Origin of the sequence: Flavobacterium sp., assembly GCF_031423415.1 — a bacterium.
GTDB lineage: Bacteria > Bacteroidota > Bacteroidia > Flavobacteriales > Flavobacteriaceae > Flavobacterium.
The window spans coordinates 19,510-40,149 of sequence record NZ_JANPFL010000126.1 but is presented as its reverse complement, the minus strand read 5'-3'; the positions used below and the strand labels follow the sequence as shown (position 1 = coordinate 40,149).

The 20,640-nt window shown below is 32.8% G+C and carries 12 protein-coding genes and 1 tRNA gene; all 13 read left to right on the top strand.

The features are described 5' to 3' along the window. Positions 1–236: hypothetical protein (locus tag RMO83_RS11490; protein ID WP_310559834.1), on the top strand; the 236-nt coding region annotated here is incomplete at its 5' end. A gap of 675 nt (positions 237–911) precedes the next feature. Continuing rightward, positions 912–5,210, top strand: coding sequence for a CheR family methyltransferase (locus RMO83_RS11485; protein ID WP_310559833.1), 4,299 nt, complete (start codon positions 912–914; stop codon positions 5,208–5,210). Between the two features lie 217 nt (positions 5,211–5,427). Beyond that, positions 5,428–5,500: transfer RNA gene (locus RMO83_RS11480), tRNA-Met, on the top strand. A 481-nt stretch (positions 5,501–5,981) separates the two neighbouring features. Next, entirely contained in the window at positions 5,982–8,021 is a 2,040-nt protein-coding gene (locus RMO83_RS11475; RefSeq protein ID WP_310559832.1) for a transketolase, read from the top strand. Positions 8,022–8,128: 107 nt separating this feature from the next. After that, positions 8,129–9,079, top strand: a complete 951-nt coding sequence (locus RMO83_RS11470) for a GSCFA domain-containing protein (protein WP_310559830.1) — start codon at positions 8,129–8,131, stop codon at positions 9,077–9,079. Positions 9,080–9,546: 467 nt separating this feature from the next. After that, complete coding sequence (locus tag RMO83_RS11465) at positions 9,547–11,292, top strand: hypothetical protein (protein WP_310559829.1); 1,746 nt, start codon at positions 9,547–9,549, stop codon at positions 11,290–11,292. Between the two features lie 417 nt (positions 11,293–11,709). Continuing rightward, complete coding sequence (locus RMO83_RS11460; RefSeq protein WP_310559828.1) at positions 11,710–11,985, top strand: hypothetical protein; 276 nt, start codon at positions 11,710–11,712, stop codon at positions 11,983–11,985. Positions 11,986–12,027: 42 nt separating this feature from the next. Beyond that, positions 12,028–13,947: a sensor histidine kinase gene (locus tag RMO83_RS11455; protein WP_310559827.1), complete on the top strand. Its 1,920-nt coding sequence runs from the start codon at positions 12,028–12,030 to the stop codon at positions 13,945–13,947. A 67-nt stretch (positions 13,948–14,014) separates the two neighbouring features. Beyond that, entirely contained in the window at positions 14,015–14,284 is a 270-nt protein-coding gene (locus RMO83_RS11450) for a hypothetical protein (RefSeq protein WP_310559825.1), read from the top strand. A 20-nt stretch (positions 14,285–14,304) separates the two neighbouring features. Continuing rightward, positions 14,305–16,170: a sensor histidine kinase gene (locus tag RMO83_RS11445; protein WP_310559824.1), complete on the top strand. Its 1,866-nt coding sequence runs from the start codon at positions 14,305–14,307 to the stop codon at positions 16,168–16,170. 117 nt (positions 16,171–16,287) lie between these two features. Continuing rightward, positions 16,288–16,938, top strand: a complete 651-nt coding sequence (locus tag RMO83_RS11440) for a response regulator transcription factor (RefSeq protein WP_310559823.1) — start codon at positions 16,288–16,290, stop codon at positions 16,936–16,938. 105 nt (positions 16,939–17,043) lie between these two features. After that, the gene (locus tag RMO83_RS11435; protein ID WP_310559821.1) at positions 17,044–18,798 is read left to right on the top strand and encodes an SBBP repeat-containing protein; all 1,755 of its coding nucleotides are present in this window, start codon (positions 17,044–17,046) and stop codon (positions 18,796–18,798) included. A 98-nt stretch (positions 18,799–18,896) separates the two neighbouring features. Continuing rightward, positions 18,897–20,618, top strand: coding sequence for a T9SS type A sorting domain-containing protein (locus RMO83_RS11430; RefSeq protein ID WP_310559820.1), 1,722 nt, complete (start codon positions 18,897–18,899; stop codon positions 20,616–20,618). Positions 20,619–20,640: the final 22 nt, after the last annotated feature.

Here is a 20,640-nt window from a genome sequence, read left to right as displayed (position 1 = left end):
ACAGAGTAGTTAAGCCCGCCTGCGCAGATGGTACTGCAGTTATGTGGGAGAGTATGTCGTCGCCTTTTTTTAATCTGAACTTGTTTCAGATTCTTAAATCCTCATCATTTATTTGGTGGGGATTTTTTTTGTTTATTTTTTTTAAAAAAAATAAGGTAAAATTTAGCCCGAACAGAGTAGTCAAGCCCGTCTGCGCAGATGGTTTTTGTTTATGTACCCAGTTTGTCGCTCTGTAAGAGTCTCAAACTACAATGGAGATTCCTACGGAATGACAAATAGGATGAAATAGCAAGTTTTATTTTTTTAGAAAAATAAGGTAAAATTTAGCCCGAACAGAGTTGTCTTATCCTAAAATAGCGGTGCACAATAAGTATCCATATGGAAAAACCCAATTTGTTTTTAAGCTGGTTAGGTTTTGTGTTGTGGGATCCCTATGGAATGGCAAAGGGTGGCTAGTTTAAAGAGACAAATACCTACTGCAAAAGTATTATTAAATATTGGCTAGCCTAAAAATCAAGGATGCTATGTTTTTCAATCCCTTATATTGAGATCTAAGCTCTTGTGTTTAATCCGTTACTTATTCAGGATTGCTTTGCGTGAAGGATGGAAGCGGCATCCTTTATTTTCTTTCTTTAAGAAAATAAAGATAGAGTGTACAGCCCGACAGCACCGTAGCTTGCGGAGGTGGTGGCACGCCCAAATATTAAAAAGCCAATGCTATGGCTAGATTGGTTTTGACAATACTATTTTTTAGTTTGTGTTGTAAAGTGCTACTAGTACTAGTCTTTGTAGAAAGGGGAAGAATTTATGAGTTTGTAACCTAAGTTTGTGTACATTTGTTATGAAAGGCACCTGTTAAAAGGAGTGGTTGATACAGTACTACTTAAACCTAATCTAAAATAACTGGTGAGATGAAACCCAATTCTTCCTTAAAAAATACCCAGCCTGTTAGTACGCCTGCCGATGATGTGATAGATACATCTTTGTCATCGAATAAAAAGGAACCTCTTGAAAAAAGTAATCCGTTTACTGTTGTTGCTATTGGAGCTTCGGCTGGCGGACTTGAGGCCATCACTCAACTGTTGCAAAATCTATCGCCTACTACGGGTATGGCTTTTATTTATGTTCAGCATTTAAGCCCGGATCATAAAAGTATGTTAGCGTTGATTTTGTCAAAATCTACTCAAATGCCCGTGCAGGATGTTGATGATATGGAAAAAATGATTCCTAATACTGTCTATGTTATCCCCTACAATAAAGGAATTGAAGTTACTGATGGGCATATTAAATTAATTCCTCGTTCGACTGGTGGCTCCGCCATTTCAATAGATATTCTCTTTTCTTCTTTGGCGGAAACGCACAAAGAAAATGTTATTGGGGTGGTTTTATCGGGTAGTGCTCACGATGGGACTATTGGTTTGCGGGATATAAAACTGGCTGGTGGAATCACTTTTGCACAAGATGATTCGGCGAGATTTGGCAGCATGCCTAATTCTGCTATTGCCGATGGTATCGTGGATTATATTATGTCGCCTGCTGAAATTGGTATTGAATTGACGCGAATGTGCAAAAATCCTTTGGAAATTAGAGAACTATCTAAAAAATCTTTAGCAACAGATTATGGTAAAAGCAACCCGGATTTAAAAAACATTGTGCAGTATTTGCATCAAAGCAAAAATGTTGATTTTAGTCAATATAAAATGAACACTATTTATAGACGAATACAACGAAGAATGCTTATTAATAGATCGAAAACATTAAAGCACTATAGCGAACTACTGCTATCAGATGCGGGCGAATCGGATTTGCTGTATCAGGATTTGCTTATTAATGTGACTTCTTTTTTTAGGGATACTGATGCTTTTTTACTTTTGAAAAGTTCTGTTTTGCCTAACTTAATCAAATCAAAAGTGGCAGGACAAACCTTGCGAATCTGGGTAGCAGCTTGTGCCACTGGTGAGGAAGTTTATTCGATTGCTATGCTTTTATTTGAACTAAAAGAAGAAAATAAATTTGACATTTTTTTTCAGATTTTTGCTTCGGATTTAAGTATCGAAGCCATCAGTGCTGCGCGAATAGGAGAATATACCAGCGCCCAAATTTCAAAGGTGAGTCCTGAAAGATTAGAACGTTTTTTTACAAAATCAAAAAGCAAATATTGCATTGCCAAATCGCTTCGTGATGTGTGTGTTTTTGCGCATCATAATATTTTAAACGATCCGCCTTTTTCTCGCATGGATTTTATCAGTTGTAGAAATATGCTCATTTATTTGGACACTACAGCGCAACAAAAAGCCATTGCTACTTTTCATTATGCCTTAAATGATGGCGGTTGTTTGATGCTTGGTAAATCTGAAACCATTGGAACATCGGCTCAATATTTCACAACAATTGACAAAAAATATAAGTTTTATTCCCGAAAAAAAAATACAACGCTCCGATCTTTTCAAAATCTGAGTTCACGCAATTCCTATACCACTATGCCTGATAAAAATAGTACTCCCAATTTGCCCTCCAAAAAAACACCTCTTTCCGCAAACGGAAATCTTGGTAACGCCTTTGATGCTGTATTACTAGAACATCATGTTCCGGCAAGCGTTATTATTAATTATGATTTAGATATTCTTCAATTTAGAGGTGCTACGGCAATGTATTTGCAAAATTCCTCAGGAAAAGCTAGTTTGAACATTTTGAAAATGGTGCATCTCGAGATTACTTTTGAGTTGCGCAATGCAATTCATCATGCTATTAAAACCAAACAGCCTGTTCGGAAAATGGGAATGGAAATGAATCGGGATTTGAATAATCGTACTATTCAAATCGTAAATATCGAAGTCATTCCGCTTGTATTAGAAGGAGAAGAGCCTTATTTAATTGTAATTTTTACGGGTCAACAACAAATGGAATCTGATGAAGACCCCAAAAGTGCAAAGCAAAAAAATTCGATTGCCAAAGACAGACGGATCAAAAAACTTGAAGAAGAATTAACTTCTGCTCGTGCCGATATGGGTTCAATCACTCACGATCAGGAAGCGGCAAACGAGGAATTGCAAAGTGCCAATGAAGAAATTGTTTCCAGCAACGAAGAATTACAGAGTTTGAACGAGGAGTTAGAAACCTCGAAAGAGGAAATAGAATCGACTAACGAAGAATTGACTACAAGTATTCAAGAATTGCATGCTCGTATTCAACAAGTAGAAGAGTTAAATAATTTTAATGAAGCCTTACTTTCTGCAGTACACGAACCCGTTTTAATATTGGACAAAGACATTAAAATTAAATCGGCTAATAAATCCTTCTACAAAACTTTTCAAGTTAGTGAAGCGGAATGCGTTGGAAAATCATTATTTAAATTAGGAAATAGTCAATGGAATATTCAAGAATTAAGAGAATTATTAGAAGAAATTGTTCCCAAAAAGAATAGCTTTTATGATTATGAAGTGGAACATATTTTTCCGGAAATTGGTTTAAAAGTTATGGTGCTAAATGCGCATAGAATTGTGCAACAAAATATCAATGAAGAACTTATTGTGCTTACCATTGTGGATATTACAGAGGTGCGACGATTGTCTATTGAACTGCAAATTCGAGAAAAAAAGGCTCTTGAAAAACAATTAGAAATTGAGAAGAAAGCCATTAAACTCGTCGAAGATAGCAACGAACGGTACAATATGATGCTGAAGCAATCGCCTTTTGCCTTTGCTATTTTGAAGGGAAAAGACATGATTATTGATCTTGCTAATGATAGTATTAAACAATTTTGGGGAAAGGGAGATGCCGTTGAAGGCAAACCACTACTAGAAATTTTACCTGAAATAAAAGACACTATTTTCCCTAAAATACTCGATGAAGTTTACACCACAGGAATTCCGTTTGAAGGCTATGAACTTCTCGCTCCACTAATTCGCAAAGGTACTTTAGAAGACAGCTATTTTAATTTTGTTTACCAGCCTTACCTTGAAGCTGATAAATCTATTTCGGGAATTACCATTATTGCTTATGAAGTTACGGACCATCATAATGTAAAAGAAGAATTGATTGCTGCTAAAGGTATTGCCGAGCATAAAACTGAACTTGCAGAAGAAGCCTTACAATTCAAGCAACAATTTTTATCGAATATGAGCCACGAGATTCGAACACCGATGAATTCGATTGTTGGGTTTACTAATGTGATTTTAAAAACAGAATTAAGCGAAAAGCAAAAAGGATATATAGATGCCATTAAAAAATCAGGTGAGTCCTTAATTATTCTCATTAATGACATTCTAGATCTTGCTAAAGTAGATTCGGGAAAAATGATATTTAGCCAGAAGCCGTTTAGTTTAGAAGAACTTATTTTGGACGTTTTTTGTTTGTTTGAACCCAAATGCCTTGAAAAAGTCGTTGAATTCAAAAAAATGTATGATGCAACTATTCCCAAAACGCTAGTTGGTGATGTGGTTCGTTTGAGACAAATAGTATTAAATTTAATTAGTAATGCTATAAAATTCACTAGTCAAGGCGGAATAACTTTGAGCATTTCTATTGCGAAGGAGGACGCTCGGGAAATAACCTTAGAATTTACCGTAAGCGATACTGGTATTGGAATTCCTGAGAATAGATTAAGTCATATTTTTAATAATTTTGAACAGGCATCTGCTGAAATTTCTGAACAATACGGCGGAACTGGTTTGGGGCTTTCGATTGTAAAAAAGTTGGTAGAACTTCAAGGCGGGTCACTTTTTGTAAAAAGTAAAGTGGGCGAGGGATCTACTTTTGGTTTTTTAATGAGTTTTTCTAAAACAGATGAAAAAATGTCCGAAGAACCTGCTTTGATATTAAGAACAGGAAATGAATTAGGAAATATAAAAGTTCTTGTTGCAGAGGACATTGCCTTGAATCAACTGCTGATAAAAATAATTTTGAACGATTTTGGGTTTGAGTGTGAGATTGCAGAAAACGGAAAAATTGTCATCGAAAAATTGAACGAATCTCACTATGACATTATTCTAATGGACTTGCAAATGCCCATTATGAATGGTTTTGAAACAACCGATCACATCAGAAATACGATGAAATCACAAATACCGATTATTGCACTTACCGCCGATGTTACTTCGCTAGATATTGAAAAATCTCAAAATATAGGTATGAACGATTATATCTCAAAACCTATTGATGAAGAACTTTTGTACAGCAAAATACTCTCTCAACTGAACAAAACGAATTAAATCACTTCAGTTGTAAAATACTAAATTTATTTATTTTTATGATGTTTTATCGAGCTGGTTTATTTTTCAAACTTTGAACTTCATTTAAATGTTAGGTTAGTTTTCAGGATTTTCACTGGTAAATGGTTTTAAGTCAGTTTACTATTATCAAGAGGAATATTTTTATGAGAAACGCTTGTATTTGATAAAATTGGTTGTATATTTGCACTCGAAACAACGCGGGATAGAGCAGTAGGCAGCTCGTCGGGCTCATAACCCGAAGGTCACAGGTTCGAGTCCTGTTCCCGCTACAAAGCAAAAACTTCTAAAGAAATTTAGAGGTTTTTTTGTTTTCAGACCTATTTGTTTTTCTTTTGTACCGAATTTTAGAATTCTTTTTATCCTTTAAAGATTTTAGAACCGATTAATCAAATATTTTTCTACGACTTTTTTATTTACTCATTCTAGTTTTATTTTTTTAATAAAACGCACCTGTTCTGTTATTTATTTTTGTGTTTTATACTTTTTATGATGGTTAATTTGCTTAATTTTGCACCGTTTAAAAAATACTTTATTTCTACGAGAAAGATTGAATTATAATTAATTAGGCTTGATAAAACTCCTTCTAAAATATTGGTTTATGTTTTCCTAGTATTTCGAAACCGGTATAGTAAATTATTTTCAATGAATTCGGGTGAGCAATAATTGTAAAGTAAACTGATATTTAAATTAATTTTTAAACTGTTTGCACTCAAAAATTGATACTAAAAAAGACTAACTACATAAATAATCATGAACAAAAAAATTGACAATTTAGCTGCAGATAATATTAGAGCTTTGGCCATATCAATGGTAGAGAAGGCAAATTCAGGTCATCCTGGAGGTGCAATGGGCGGAGCTGATTTTTTACACATTCTTTATTCCGAATATCTAAATTTTGATCCAACGGAGATGGATTGGCCTTTTAGAGATCGTTTCTTTATGGATGCTGGACATTTATCTGCGTTAATGTATGCTCAATATAATTTGTTAGGAAATTATTCTAAAGAAGATTTACAGAATTTCAGACAATGGGGTTCTATAACTCCAGGACACCCAGAAGTTGATGTTCTTAGAGGTATAGAAAACACCTCAGGACCACTAGGTCAAGGGCACGCAATGGGAGTTGGAGCTGCGATCGCGGCAAAATTTCTTGATGCTAGGTTCGAAACTCTTTTTACGCATAAAATATACGGTTTTATTACTGATGGTGGAGTTCAAGAAGAGATTTCACAAGGTGTTGGTCGAATTGCTGGTCATTTAGGATTGAACAATTTTATAATGTTCTATGATTCCAATGATGTTCAACTTTCCTCTATGACAGACGAAGTTACTTCTGAAAATACCGCTATGAAATATGAAGCTTGGGGTTGGAAAGTCATCACAATAGATGGCCATGATCACGAGCAAATTAGAAAAGCATTAGACGATGCCAATGCAGAATCAGAAAAACCAACCTTAATTATTGGTAAAACCATTATGGGTAAAGGTTGCGTTTTGGCCAACGGAGATATGTATGAAGGCGAATGTGAATTGCACGGAAAGCCAATTGGTGATACCAAAGCGGATTTCACAAAAACCTTAATCAACTTAGGAGCGAATCCAGAAAGTTCTTTTGACATTTTCGAAGATGTTCAAGCTTATTATTTAGAAGTTTTGGCTAGAAAAACTGCTTCAGCTGCTATCAAAAAAGAGACTGTGGCTGTTTGGAAGAAGGCAAACCCAGCTTTGGCACAAAAAATGGAAATGTTCCTTTCTGGTAAACTTCCTGATTTAGACTTAAGTCAAGTGGTTCAAAAATCGAATGTTGCTACTAGAGAAGCTTCTTCTGCAGTTTTAGGATATTTGGCAGAAAATGTCGAGAATATGATCGTTTCTTCTGCGGATTTATCCAACAGCGATAAAACAGATGGTTTCTTGAAAAAAACTACTGTTTTAGAAAAAAATAATTTCAAAGGTGCCTTTTTACAAGCCGGAGTTGCTGAGTTAACAATGACTGCAATTGCAAACGGAATTGCCCTTCACGGAGGTGTTGTTCCTGTTGTGGCAACTTTCTTTGTGTTTTCAGATTATATGAAACCCGCCATTCGATTGGCAGCTATTCAAGAATTGCCTGTAAAATATGTCTTGACTCACGACTCATTTAGAGTAGGCGAAGATGGACCAACTCACCAACCTATTGAGCAAGAGGCTCAAATGCGTTTGATGGAAAAAATCAAAAACCATTCAGGTCATCAAAGTTTATTAGCACTTCGCCCTGCCGATGCTATCGAAACTTCAGTAGCTTGGGATATGGCTTTGAAAAACACCACTACACCAACCGCTTTAATTCTTTCCAGACAGAATATCAAAGACGTTCCCGCAATGGGAACTTCTAGATTTCAAGAAGCAACTGAAGCTAAAAAAGGAGGTTATTTAGTAAAATCTACGCCAAATGCTGATATTACTTTATTCGCCAATGGTTCGGAGGTTTCTACGCTTATAGATGCTGCTGCTATTTTAGAAAAGGACAATAATTTGAAAGTGAATGTAGCTTCAATCATATCTGAGGGATTGTTTAAACAACAATCTAAAGCGTATCAAGAAAGCGTTATTCCAAAAGGAAAATTAGTTTTCGGACTTACAGCTGGGCTTCCTGTAAACTTAGAAGGATTGATTGGCGATAGCGGAAAAGTAATTGGATTAGAGCATTTTGGGTATTCAGCACCAGCTAGCGTTTTAGATCAAAAATTTGGATTTACTAGTGAAAACGTAAGCAAAGAAATCCTAAAATATATTGCAGAAAGTAAATAAATTTTTCAAAACTTTGAATTTTTTTAATTGAGAAAGTAACAGAATGGCTGTGTGTTTTAGCGAAAAATCTAGATTATAAAACGTATTTCTTGTTAAAAAAAATACAAGTGAAATTCAGAACTTCAATACCGATTCCTAAAAGCAAAAACCCAATAGACTACAATTCAAAAATTGTGTCGTTGGGTTCTTGTTTTGCAGTAAATATTAGTGAGAAATTCGATTATTTTAAATTCCAAAATACAACTAATCCTGTCGGAATTTTATTTCATCCCTTGGCAATTGAAAAATTGATTGACTTTGCCGTTTCCGGAAAACAATTCACTGAGAAAGACATTTTTTTTCACAACGAACGCTGGAATTGTTTTGATGTTCATTCCGATTTGAGTACTTCTAATAAAGCGGAATTTCTTGAAAATTTGAATGCCATTATTAAATCTACACTTCAGCAACTTCAAGAAGCTTCTCATATTATAATTACTTACGGAACGTCGTGGGTTTATAGAAATTTAGACACCAATGAAATTGTGGCGAATTGTCATAAAGTGCCACAAGCAGCATTCTCAAAAGAAATTTTATCGGTTGAAACTATCGAGTGTTCGATTCAAAATACTATAGATTTAATTCAAAAAATCAATCCAAATATCAATTTTATTTTTACCTTATCACCTGTTCGTCACCTCAAAGATGGGTTTTTAGAAAATCAGCAAAGTAAAGCACATTTAATTACTGCCCTTCATAAAATTGTCAATTATCAATTGTCGATTATCAATTATTTTCCATCCTACGAAATAATGATGGACGAACTACGGGATTATCGGTTTTATGCTGAGGATATGATTCATCCCAATTCCGTAGCAATTGATTACATTTGGGAACGATTTTGTGAAACTGCAATTTCTGAAGAAATTCATTCGATTATGAAAGAAGTAGAAACAATTCAACGAGGATTGGCCCACAGACCTTTCAATGCCAATTCCGAAATTCACCAGCAATTTTTATCGAATCTTCAAGATAAAATAGCGAAAATTCAAAACCAATTCCCTAAAATTCAATTTTAAAAATACGTATTTCGTCGTATTGTTCCATTTTTATATTTGATGCAGATTTGTAAAATATTAACTAACAAATCCATTTATTATGAAAAAACACCACCATTTATTTTTTATTGGACTATTCTTCTTGCTGATAACCGATACTTCTTTTGCCCAAAAACCAGTGCTTACAGATTAGGAAACAGTAACGAAAGAAATGGATGAATTATTCAAATCCAAAGATTTTTTAAAACAAAAAAACAAAAAATTGCTGCCGTTACAGGAACAATTGTGGCAGATGTAGGAATAATTTAAAGCGGCAAAGTTTCCACGCTTTTCAAAGTCGATAGTGACATCATCAATCCTTCCTTTACCAATTTTCTTTCGGATTACATTATCGAATACAAATTCAACTTCAAACTTCAAAAACAGCAACGCTATAAAATTCGGTACACAGCGATATTTTAAATAACAATAACTAAAAACGCAAGATTATGAATAAAAAATTAGGAACAATAATGGTAGCCGTTTGTATGATGGCATCATTGCCTTCGTCGGCACAATTTGGAAAATTAAAAGGCTTAATGGGTAAAAAAGACAGCACTCAAACAGAGCAACCAAAAGAAAAAGCACCAAAAAAAGAGGGCGGTGGTTTTGGGGCTGGTTTAATGAATAAAATAATTTCTAAAGTTGCCAAAGCAGCCGTATCAGTAGGTGGTGGTGCTATGGGAATGGTTGGTTCTACTGATGATTTAACTAGTGTGGTGCCATCGTTATATTTAATGACCAACTTGCACCCAACGGCCGTACAAGAAATTGGGCAAAACTTTTTTAATGGCTGGGAGCCAGGAGGGAATGCGGTTTTATTTATGTTTACTGCAAAAAACAAGCAACAGTTTACCAAAATACAAGGAACAGTTACAATTGATTCTAAGCCCGCTGATTTTGTTGCGGTAGGCTGCTATTCAGCATTTTCAAAAGATAATGCAACGGCAAAAAAAGTAGAAATAACCTCCAATTCAGGTCAAAAGGCAGCCTTTACACTTAACCCTCCTAAACATAAAATTAAGCTCCTATCCATCAACGGACAAAAAGAAAACGTATCAGTAGATTTAACTAAAGAGGTGGTTTTAGAATTTGAAAATATGAATGATAATAATGCCCCAATTTCCGTTTGGTTAACCGGCACTACTATAGGTATTAAAACAATGTACGAAGTGGGCTGGTTTGCACCAAAATCAAAAATAATTATACCACCTGCCGCTTTTCGTAATATGAACGGGGTACAAAACAATATTGGTTTTGGTGGCTGTTATTTGCAGGTTTCGCGTTCAAGCATAGATAAAGCAACAAATGTTTCTGGTGCTTTTCCTGAAATAGAATATGCAAGTATTGTTTCTGATGGAAAATTTTTATCAGTAACTGCAAAGCCAGTTTTTAATAAAGGTATCGAAGCTAAATTCAAAGAGAATGGCTTAAGTTTTGAAGTTAATAAAGCCAATGCTTTGTTTGCTCCTGCTTTCAACCAAATGAAAACTTTGGGTGTAATGGGTTTTTCAGCGCAAGGCGTAACTTCTTATTACGATAAAAAAACGAATAAATTGCAAGGTGTTGAGATTACTAAATCGGCGTCTTTTCCGCAGTTTGATAATTCTGTATGGGATGCTATTTTAGAAAAAACCTATAAAGAGGTCATAGCAATTGTTGAACAAGAATTTGCAGTAAAAGTTTTACCGTTAGAAACTGTAACTAATTCTGATGCGTACAATAACATTAAAACCTATAACTCTGCAGAAGAAAACACAACAGAAAACTTTAGTCAAGCTTATGAAAATACTAAACTATTGCTAGGAAAACGTCCATTAAGTGAATTGGCGGGTATTAAGAGCCCTGAATATAAAATAATGAAAGAAACAGCTGCTAATGCTTTATTAAACTTTACTCTACATTTAGATTTGAACTTTGAAGATGCAAAAGCAGTGATGATTCCGTCAATTACTTATAATATTGGTGGCGAAATAGTAGGTGAAAACTACAATAGTAATTATGTAACAGGTAAGGTTACGGGCAAGGCATTTCCAATAAAAAACAAACAAGTTATTTCAGTCGAAATGCTTGAAAGCAACGTTTTAAACATAGATGCTTTGTTGGCGACTTTCAAAAAATCCATACAAGCTATTAAGGAAAAAGAAAAAATAAACGGAGATTATGAAGCGGTTTGGAATGCGATGAAAAATTAATGTATTGACATTAAGATTTTGAAAAATAGGAAAATCAAGTTGTTGCTACTGTAGTAAGTAATAGCCTAAATAAAATCATTAATGAATTAGGGATAGAAAATGAAGAGTAAATAATAAAATTTATTCCTAGTGAGTTACAACCATTCAATATTTCAGTTTTTGCATTTCCTTTTGAAGGAGATAATGTTGTTAAGGATTAATATTTGGCGACGAATGCTACTTCGTTTAAAGAATAATTTTTATTCTTCAACACAAAAAATACGAAATACAGCGTATTTTTTGTGTTTTAAGAGCCACATTTTTGTCCGTTTCAACAGCAAATTAATCTTTAAACAAAAGGATGGATCTTTAGAAATACAAAAAATATGGAACGAAATTTAGCACAAAGGGTATTGCTCATTAAAATCCGATAAGAATATGATTTACATTTTAACGCTAATTATTGGAGTATTTTGTTTTGTGATATTGGCTTTGATTGTCAATTTCAAAAGCAGTAATTTAGACTACCAGAGGCGCGTAATGCTTCTCGAAGATATTATTTTAGAAATGAAATCCAATCTGGAGAATCAAAACCAAAAAATAGAACTCTCTGAGGATTTAAGACTTAAACTCAAGGCATCTAATGAAACCTTAAGAAATTCAATTTTTAATTTGAATTACGAAATTTTGGAAGAATTATATTCTAAAAAATAAGTAGGAGATATTTTATTATATTTATCCAGTAAAATTATTTATATGAAAAAATATTTCATCCTTCTGATTGTAATAGCTTCATTATCTGTCAATGCCCAAAATGCTCAGGAAATTATTAATAACCTAAAAAAAGAGCTTAAAGCCAATCCTGATGCCAAAAAAACCGCTACAATTTATTCGGATTTGACTTGGTATTATTCAACTGTTTCTATCGATTCGGCAGTGCAATATGGAGATAAAGCAATTTTGGCCTCTACAAAACTGGGAGATTCTACTCTAATTGCTCAGGTGTACAGTGATGTGGGAGCTGTCTATTTTCGAAAAGGAGATTTTCAAAATTCAAAGGAGAATTATCTCAAATCTTATAAAATTAGAAAAGCGAGAAAGGATAATAAAGGTTTGGCCAAAATAAACAATAATCTGGCAAATATTTACGAAAAAAATGGACAGTACAAACTTGCAATGACTTCTTTTTTGGACGCTTTGAAATATTTTGAAAGTATAAAAGATGATAAGAACAGTTATATAACCAAAGGGAATATTGGACTCATACTTTTAAAATTAAAAAATTATCCAAAGGCTTTTAAGTATATAAATGACGTTGTTGAATATCAAGAAGAAAACAATGCTGCAGCAGAATTGTGTGTGTCCTGTTTGAATTTAGGCAATGTATATCTTCAAATGAATGATACACTTAGTGCATTAAAACAGTATAATAAAAGTTTGAAATATTGCAATAGCGTTGGAAACAAAAAAGGAGTTTCTAGTGCTTACAATAATATTGCATCAGTAAAAACAGAACAGAAAAAATCTACTGAGGCTATCGCGCTTTATGAGAAATCCCAGAAAGCCAGAGAAGAATTAAACTCGGATATTGACAAAGCAAATTTTGACCTAAATCTAGCCGAGGAATATGTATTAGCAAATAAATTAAATGAAGCAAAACAGCTCCTATCAAATACTAAAATGGTTTTTGAAAATGAAAAATTATACGATAAATTACAAGTAAATTACAAGTCGTTAATTCGGGTTTACGCAAAATTAAATAAGTTAGATAGCGTTAGTCTGTATGTAGATAAACTAGTAGTTGTAAACAATCAACTACTCGAAAATTCTGTAATGAAACAAACTGCCGAACTCGAAACCAAATACCAAATTGAAAAGAAAGAAAAACTAATTCTCCAGCAAGAAGCCCAAGTCAAACAAAGCCGTATTTATTTGATGGGAACTACGGTTTTGGCATTACTTACAGCATTAATAGGCTTTTTAATTTACCGCCAACAAAAACTAAAATCAGCACAGCAAGAAAAAGAATTCGAGCTTAGATCTGCTATTGCTAAAATAGAAAATCAAAACAAATTGCAAGAACAACGTTTGAATATTTCTCGAGATTTGCACGATAATATTGGCTCACAATTGACTTTTATAATTTCATCAGTCGATAATATAAAGTATGCTTTTGACATTACAAATGAGAAATTGGACAACAAATTGACCAACATTTCGAGCTTTGCTAGAGAAACCATCGTAGAACTTCGTGACACAATTTGGGCAATGAACAGTGACGAAATTACGTTCGAAGATCTAGAAAGCCGAATCAATAATTATATCGAAAAGGCCAAAGAGGCCAAAAATTTTATTAGTTTTTCTGTGACAATAGATGAAACAATTAAAACTCAAAAACTTACCTCTGTACAAGGAATGAATGTCTACAGAACGATACAAGAAGCGGTAAACAATTCGATTAAATATGCTAATCCAAGTACTATCACTATTAATGCAAGACAGTTAGAAAATCAAATAAAAATTACCATTCAGGATAACGGAATTGGTTTCAATCCAGTTACGGTGGCAAAGGGAAATGGACTGCAAAATATGCAAAAACGAATTGAAGAAATAGGCGGAGAATTTCATCTTTTTTCATTGAGCGAAGGAACTCGAATTGAAATTATACTAAAATAAGCCATTTGGCTAATTGATTTAAAAGTAAAGAATCTTCATTTTTGTAAAAAATTTAATCTTTACAATTATGTCATATTTAATAATTCTTATAGGAATTTCAGCCCTTTTTATTATTGTAAAATTAAAAATCGAAAATATATTTTTAAAAACTGCGAGAGAGGAAACCATTAATAAAATAAAGCTAAACATAACTACAATTCAGGAAAAGCAAACCGAAATTAGTGACAAAGTGCTGCTAAACAAATCCTATAACGTAGATTTGAATACCGAAATAACAGAATTAAGCAAAGAAGTAGTAGCATTGCATCAGGATTTTATAAAAAAATATGTTAAGTAATTGAAGTTAAAAATAAATTTATGAAAAAACAAATACTTATTTTATTATTGATAGGTTTTAATTTTTTATACTCACAAAATAAAGACAATATTTTGTACAAAGAATTACTTGAACTTGATAAGTCAAGTAAAAATAAAGATAAAAACATAGAAATAAAACTAAAGCAATTTTTTGAAAAATTTGAAGAAAATGAAAATGATAGTTTAAAAGGGTTTTACTACTTGATTCGATCAAATACTTTCTCTGATCAATTAAAAAAAGAGGAAGCTATAAAATCAATTATTTTATCTAATCAATACTATACAAAAGCTAAAAACTCAAACGGAATTTCAAAATCATTTATGAATTTAGGAAATTTGAATTTGTTCAAGGGGGATTTAGAAAAAGCACTACTATATTACAATAAAGGGCTTGAAATTGCAGAAGATAATAATTTGTATAAGCAAGTGGGCTTAATTAATAAAAACATAGGAATTGTTTTTATGAATCAAGAAAAATATAAAGAAGCATTATCGTATGCGAATATCGCTTTAAATATGTTTTTAAAAATAGATAATAAAAAAGAAATCGCCGGAGCTTATATAAATATTGGAAATGTTTATTTTAATCAATATGACGCCGATAATGCATTGCTGTTTTATAAAAAAGCAGAAAAAATCTGTTTAGAAATTAATGATAATTTTAATTTAGGATTAATATACAATAACATTGGCTCTGTGTATGCAGAAGATAAAAAAGACAAAGTAAATGGTCTTAAATATCTCAAAAAAGCTTTGCAATTCAAAATTGCCAATAATGGAACTAATGAAATTATTTTTCAACACACAAACCTTGCTGATTTTTATACCAATAATAATGATTTTGTAAATGCTGAATACCATTTAAAGAAAGCAGAAATAATGGCTTTAAAATCTAATAACAAAGTAGAATTAAAACAAATTTATTCTATCTATGCAAATACGTTTGCAAAAAAAAATGATTTTAAAAGTGCACTATTCAATTATAAATTACATTCAAAATATAAAGATTCAATCCTAAATATTGAAAGTTTAAAATCAGTAAAAGAACTCGAAACCAAATACCAAACCGCTCAAAAAGAAAAACTAATTCTACAACAACAAACCGAATCCAAACAAAAAAATATGTGGTTAATTCTAGTTTCCAGTATTGCTATAATTGGGTTTTTACTCTTCCGACAACAACGCCTGAAATCGATGCAGCAAAAAGAACAAGCGCTACTCGAAAATGAATTGCTTCAAGAACAATCTAATTTTAAAATTCAAGAACAACGACTCGAAATTTCCCGGGAGTTGCACGATAGTGTGGGTTCGCAACTGACCTTTATAATTTCGATTCTGGATAATCTGAAAAACGCTCCTGTAAAACTAGAAAATACCATCGAGAAAAAGATTGACAATCTTTCGGGTTATGCTAACAATACGATTTCGGAACTTCGGGATACCATTTGGGCTTTAAATACAGATAATTTAACCATAAGCGAACTCGAAACTCGAATTCTAAATTTTGTCAAAGAGGCGAGCGAATCAGTAGAAGCTATAGATTTTGATTTCAAAAATAATAGCGTAACTAATTTTCAATTAACTTCTAAACAAGGAATTAATCTTTTTAGAGTGGTACAAGAATCTGTAAATAATGCAGTTAAACATTCGAAAGCTAATCAAATCAACATCATCCTTGACGAAAAGGAAAATCAATTGTCAATGAAAATACAAGATAACGGTCAAGGATTTGATTATGAGGAAAAAAGAAAGAAATCCTATGGTTTAACTAATTTACAAAACAGAACAAGAGAACTAAATGGCACCTTTGATTTAATCTCAAACGAAAATGGGACGACAATTAACATTACAATTCCCATACTATAGGAGGTTCGTCTCTTCGAGTGATTTTGGCTTTTTGCTTCGCCTGTTCACTAAGCTCGGGTCAGCCAAAATTGTGTCGAGAAGCAAACACAAATTAATGGAGTTAATTCAAATAAAAAAATGATAAAAATTCTAATAGTCGAAGACAATTATTTCTTAAAAAAAGCACTCGAAGAAAAGCTTTCTTTCTTTGATGGTATTGTCATAAAAGATACAGCCGAAAACGGTCAAGAAGCCATCGAAATTTTAGAAAAAAATCATATTGTAGATTTAATTTTGATGGATATCGAAATGCCAAAAATGAACGGTATTCAAGCCACTGAGATTATTAAAAATAGATATCCGCAAATAAAAATCTTGATGATTACTGTTTTCGATAATGACGAAAACATTTTCAATGCTATTAAAGCTGGAGCCGACGGTTATTTACTAAAAGAAACCAAAGCTGACAAGTTACACGAAGCCATTCACGAAATTTTGAATGGTGGTGCTACAATGTCGCCTTCTATTGCCCAAAAAACGATGCGTTTATTAATGAATCCATTAGCCATCACATCACAAAAAGACAAAGAATTAGTAGAACTTTCGCCTAGAGAAATCGAGGTTTTAGAACAATTGAGCAAAGGATTAAAAAACAAACTCATTGCCGACAATTTGTTCCTATCTACAGCAACAGTAAAAAAACACATCGAGAATATTTATAATAAACTGCAGGTTCACAATAGGATAGAAGCGATACAAAAAGCAAAAAGCAACAATTATTTGAAATAGTCAAGAGAATTTTTTTATAAATTGAATTGAAAAATAAGCCAAACGGCTTATTTTTTTGTGTTTATAAATACTCCAAATTTGTAATTCAATCAAAAAAATAACATAATGAAAAAAATTGTACTATTATTAGCATTATTTATTGGCTTTATTGCCAACGCACAAACAACATTCGAATGGGCAAAAAGTATTGGTGGGCAAAACTATGATGATGCTAATTCAATTGTTTTAGATGCTCAGGGAAATGTTTATGTAACGGGAACTATTGAAAAATCTTTTACGAATAGCCAAATTGATTTTGACCCAGGTCCGGGTGTATATAATATCAATACTCCGGCAGATTTATTTGGAAGTATAGTTGGAATTAATGGTGCTTTTGTTTTAAAACTAAACGCCGCAGGAGAATTTCAATGGGCTAAATATTTTGCAGGTTTTAATACAAAGGGAAATGCTATCGCAGTAGATTCGAGCGGAAATGTTTACACAACTGGGTCTTTTTCATATCAATGTGATTTTGACCCTAGTCCGAATTCAGATTTTATACTTAATTCCACTGGCCAATTTGGAACAGAAGCAACTGACGCTTATATATCTAAGTTAGATACTGATGGGAATTTTGTTTGGGCAAAAAAAATAGGTGCACTAGATATTGATGCTGGTGCTGCGATTACTTCTGATGCTGTCGGAAATATATATGTAACAGGAAAATTTGCAGGAATAGTTAATTTTAATACAAATGGCGGAACTAACTTGTTGGGTGCTAAAGACCCTATAACGGGTAACAATCTTAATTCAGGATTTATTTTAAAATTAAATAATAATGGCGATTATATTTGGGCAAAAAATATTGTTATAGATTTTAATCAAGATATAAATGCTGTTACTGTTGATAACGCTGGAAATGTTTTAGTTATTGGCAAATTCTCTTCTATTACAGATTTAGACCCAGGAACACCTATTTTCAACGTTACTGGTAATGGAATATATATTTTAAAATTAGATAGTAATGGTAACTTTATATTTGCAAAGGGGTTTGTGGGGAATGTAAATTGTAATGCAATAAAAGTTGATAGTAGCGGAAACATATTTACAACAGGTAGTTTTGCATCAGTCACCGATTTTGACCCAAGTACTGCTACTTTTAATCTTACTCCAATTTATGGTAATGCAGATGTTTTTATAGCAAAACTTGATAATTTAGGTAATTTCGTTTGGGCAAAAAAAATTCATTCAACATCTCGTGATAATTCTAGATCTTTAGCTTTAGACAATCAAGGAAGTTTATACATTGCTGCGAACATTGAAAATCCAAACTTTAAAATTGATAATAGTCCCACAATAGTTGCTTCAACTACGAATTTTAAAAATATGGTAATTTTAAAATTTGATGCCACTGGCGTTTTATTAGCTAAAAACGTGTTAGGTAGCGGATCAACTTTGGAGGCTTTGGGACTAGTTATTGACAGCAACTACTATGTTCATACTTGTGGAAGCTACCAAAATACTACTGATTTTAATCCTGATACGCCGGTTTTTAATTTGACTTCGAAAGGATCTTTAGATACATTTATTTCAAAAATGAAATTAAAAAATGAGACTCTAACCATTAACGAAAACAATTTATTAAAAAATATAAAACTATTCCCCAATCCAACATCATCTAAAATCAATCTAAATTTTGATAATAATCTCGAAAAAGCCATTCTAAAAATAATTTCCATTCTAGGTCAAACGGTTCTCGAAAAACAAAATATTTCAGGCAATAATTTGAGTTTGGATGTTTCTAGTTTAAGTAACGGAACTTATGTAGTACAACTACAAGAAGGAAGTTCTATAAGTACTTCAAAATTTATAAAAGAGTAGTTTTTCAAGTGTAAAATCATAAAAATAAGCCAAATGGTTTATTTTATCTCAATTTGTAAATCGGCAGATTTATCTTTTAACTTTTAACCTTTATTAAAATGAAAAAAATTTTACAATTAGTAGCGTTAGTTTTTATAACAAATAGTTTTGCACAAAGTAATTCAAACAATTTTGATTGGTCATTTAATATTGGTTCGGGTTCCAATAATGTCCAAAAATTACACTACAACAGTAATGGTGATTTGCTGTTTTTGGCAGTTGTTAATGGGCAAGGAACTTTTGGCGGAGTAACAGTAGCATCTACCAAAATAGGCGGTAATCCTGGAGCGACAACTTTTATCGGAAAAAGAACGCAGGCAGGAGTTAAAACCGTTGTTCTGAAAATAGCAGGAAGTTATCCTTTGGCAGGAATAGACGATTTTGTAATCGATTCAAACGACAATATTATCGTATCGGGTTATGCCGTAGGTTATAGCGCAACAGACAATTATAATTTTGGTAATGGGGTTTTGCTTTATGGTAATGGAAATTATGTAGCAAAATTTTCGCCAACGGGTGTTTGCCAATGGGCAAAATTGGTTAATTATGGTATCCCATCACTTACCTTTTATGTAAATGCGACCATCGCGCTCGGAGTTTTACCAACAAACGAAATTTATTTTGCTGGAAAATCGAACGAAGGAAACAAACCTTTTTGGTTGATGAAAATTGATACAAATGGAAACGAAGTATGGCACAAAGAGTGGATTTTGCCAACATTATCTAGTGTGTCTTTATTTACTTCAAAATCTGGAAACTTTTTTGATAATACTGGTAAAGCCTATTTTATTTTATACAATTATGCTACCAGTCCTAATTTAACACTTGATGGAGTTACTTTAACAGCTCCTGCGGGCACACATCCAGTTGTCAGTAGCCTTTTAACCATAAACAACGATGGAACAAACGGAACTTTTTCAACTTATAGAGGTGGTCTTACTGATTTAGCAGTAGAAAGAGCAACCGGAAATGCGATTTTGCAATGGAATCAATTTAGTGCAAACCCAGCACCCTTCAACAACATTCCGGCTTCACAGACTAATGGCTATAATGGATTTGTGGGTATGGACAGTAGCCGTAATTTTTTAGGATGTACAACAGATTTTTATACTGCCCAAGCATCAACATTGAGTGGTATAATACCTTTAGGAAATTTAAAATTTGTAGGATCAGATATAATTTATGCAGGAATACCAATTACAGCTGGCACGCAATCTTATACTTCAACCAACAAAACATTTGTTTGGAGGTTTTATGAAAATTTTACTATTGCAAAATATGTTGCACATCCAGATTTGCGTGGATCTACTCCAGTCGCTAATATAATTCCGCTAATTGCACAATTTGGAAATAAAATTGCAGTTACGGGAAGCTACCTAAAAGCTGATAATCCGACAATTACCATAAATGGCACGACGTTGACAGCTTGCGAAAATGATTTAACTTTTAGCACTACATTTCCAGCTTATGCTCCTACAACAAAAGATGTTTTTATTTCGCAATTGACAATAGGTAATAGTTTATCATTAATTGATAATGAGATTGCTAAGTTTAAAATTTATCCGAATCCAAGTTCTAGAAACATCAACCTATCATTCGAAAACAATCTTGAAAAAGCCAATTTAAAAATAATTTCAATTCTAGGTCAAACTGTTCTCGAAAAGCAAAATATCTCGGGGAATAATATAAGTTTGGATGTTTCTGGTTTAAGCAATGGAACGTATGTAGTACAACTACAAGAGGGAAGTTCGATAAGCACCTCAAAATTTATAAAACAGTAGTTTATCTAATTTCAAAACTTAA

Bases quoted from the DNA above. Each gene is read 5' to 3' on its own strand.
- RMO83_RS11465 (WP_310559829.1), top strand. From the start codon at position 9,547: ATGAATAAAAAATTAGGAACAATAATGGTAGCCGTTTGTATGATGGCA.
- RMO83_RS11430 (WP_310559820.1), top strand. From the start codon at position 18,897: ATGAAAAAAATTTTACAATTAGTAGCGTTAGTTTTTATAACAAATAGT.
- RMO83_RS11450 (WP_310559825.1), top strand. From the start codon at position 14,015: ATGTCATATTTAATAATTCTTATAGGAATTTCAGCCCTTTTTATTATT.
- RMO83_RS11435 (WP_310559821.1), top strand. From the start codon at position 17,044: ATGAAAAAAATTGTACTATTATTAGCATTATTTATTGGCTTTATTGCC.
- RMO83_RS11485 (WP_310559833.1), top strand. From the start codon at position 912: ATGAAACCCAATTCTTCCTTAAAAAATACCCAGCCTGTTAGTACGCCT.
- RMO83_RS11460 (WP_310559828.1), top strand. From the start codon at position 11,710: ATGATTTACATTTTAACGCTAATTATTGGAGTATTTTGTTTTGTGATA.
- RMO83_RS11475 (WP_310559832.1), top strand. From the start codon at position 5,982: ATGAACAAAAAAATTGACAATTTAGCTGCAGATAATATTAGAGCTTTG.
- RMO83_RS11455 (WP_310559827.1), top strand. From the start codon at position 12,028: ATGAAAAAATATTTCATCCTTCTGATTGTAATAGCTTCATTATCTGTC.
- RMO83_RS11445 (WP_310559824.1), top strand. From the start codon at position 14,305: ATGAAAAAACAAATACTTATTTTATTATTGATAGGTTTTAATTTTTTA.
- RMO83_RS11440 (WP_310559823.1), top strand. From the start codon at position 16,288: ATGATAAAAATTCTAATAGTCGAAGACAATTATTTCTTAAAAAAAGCA.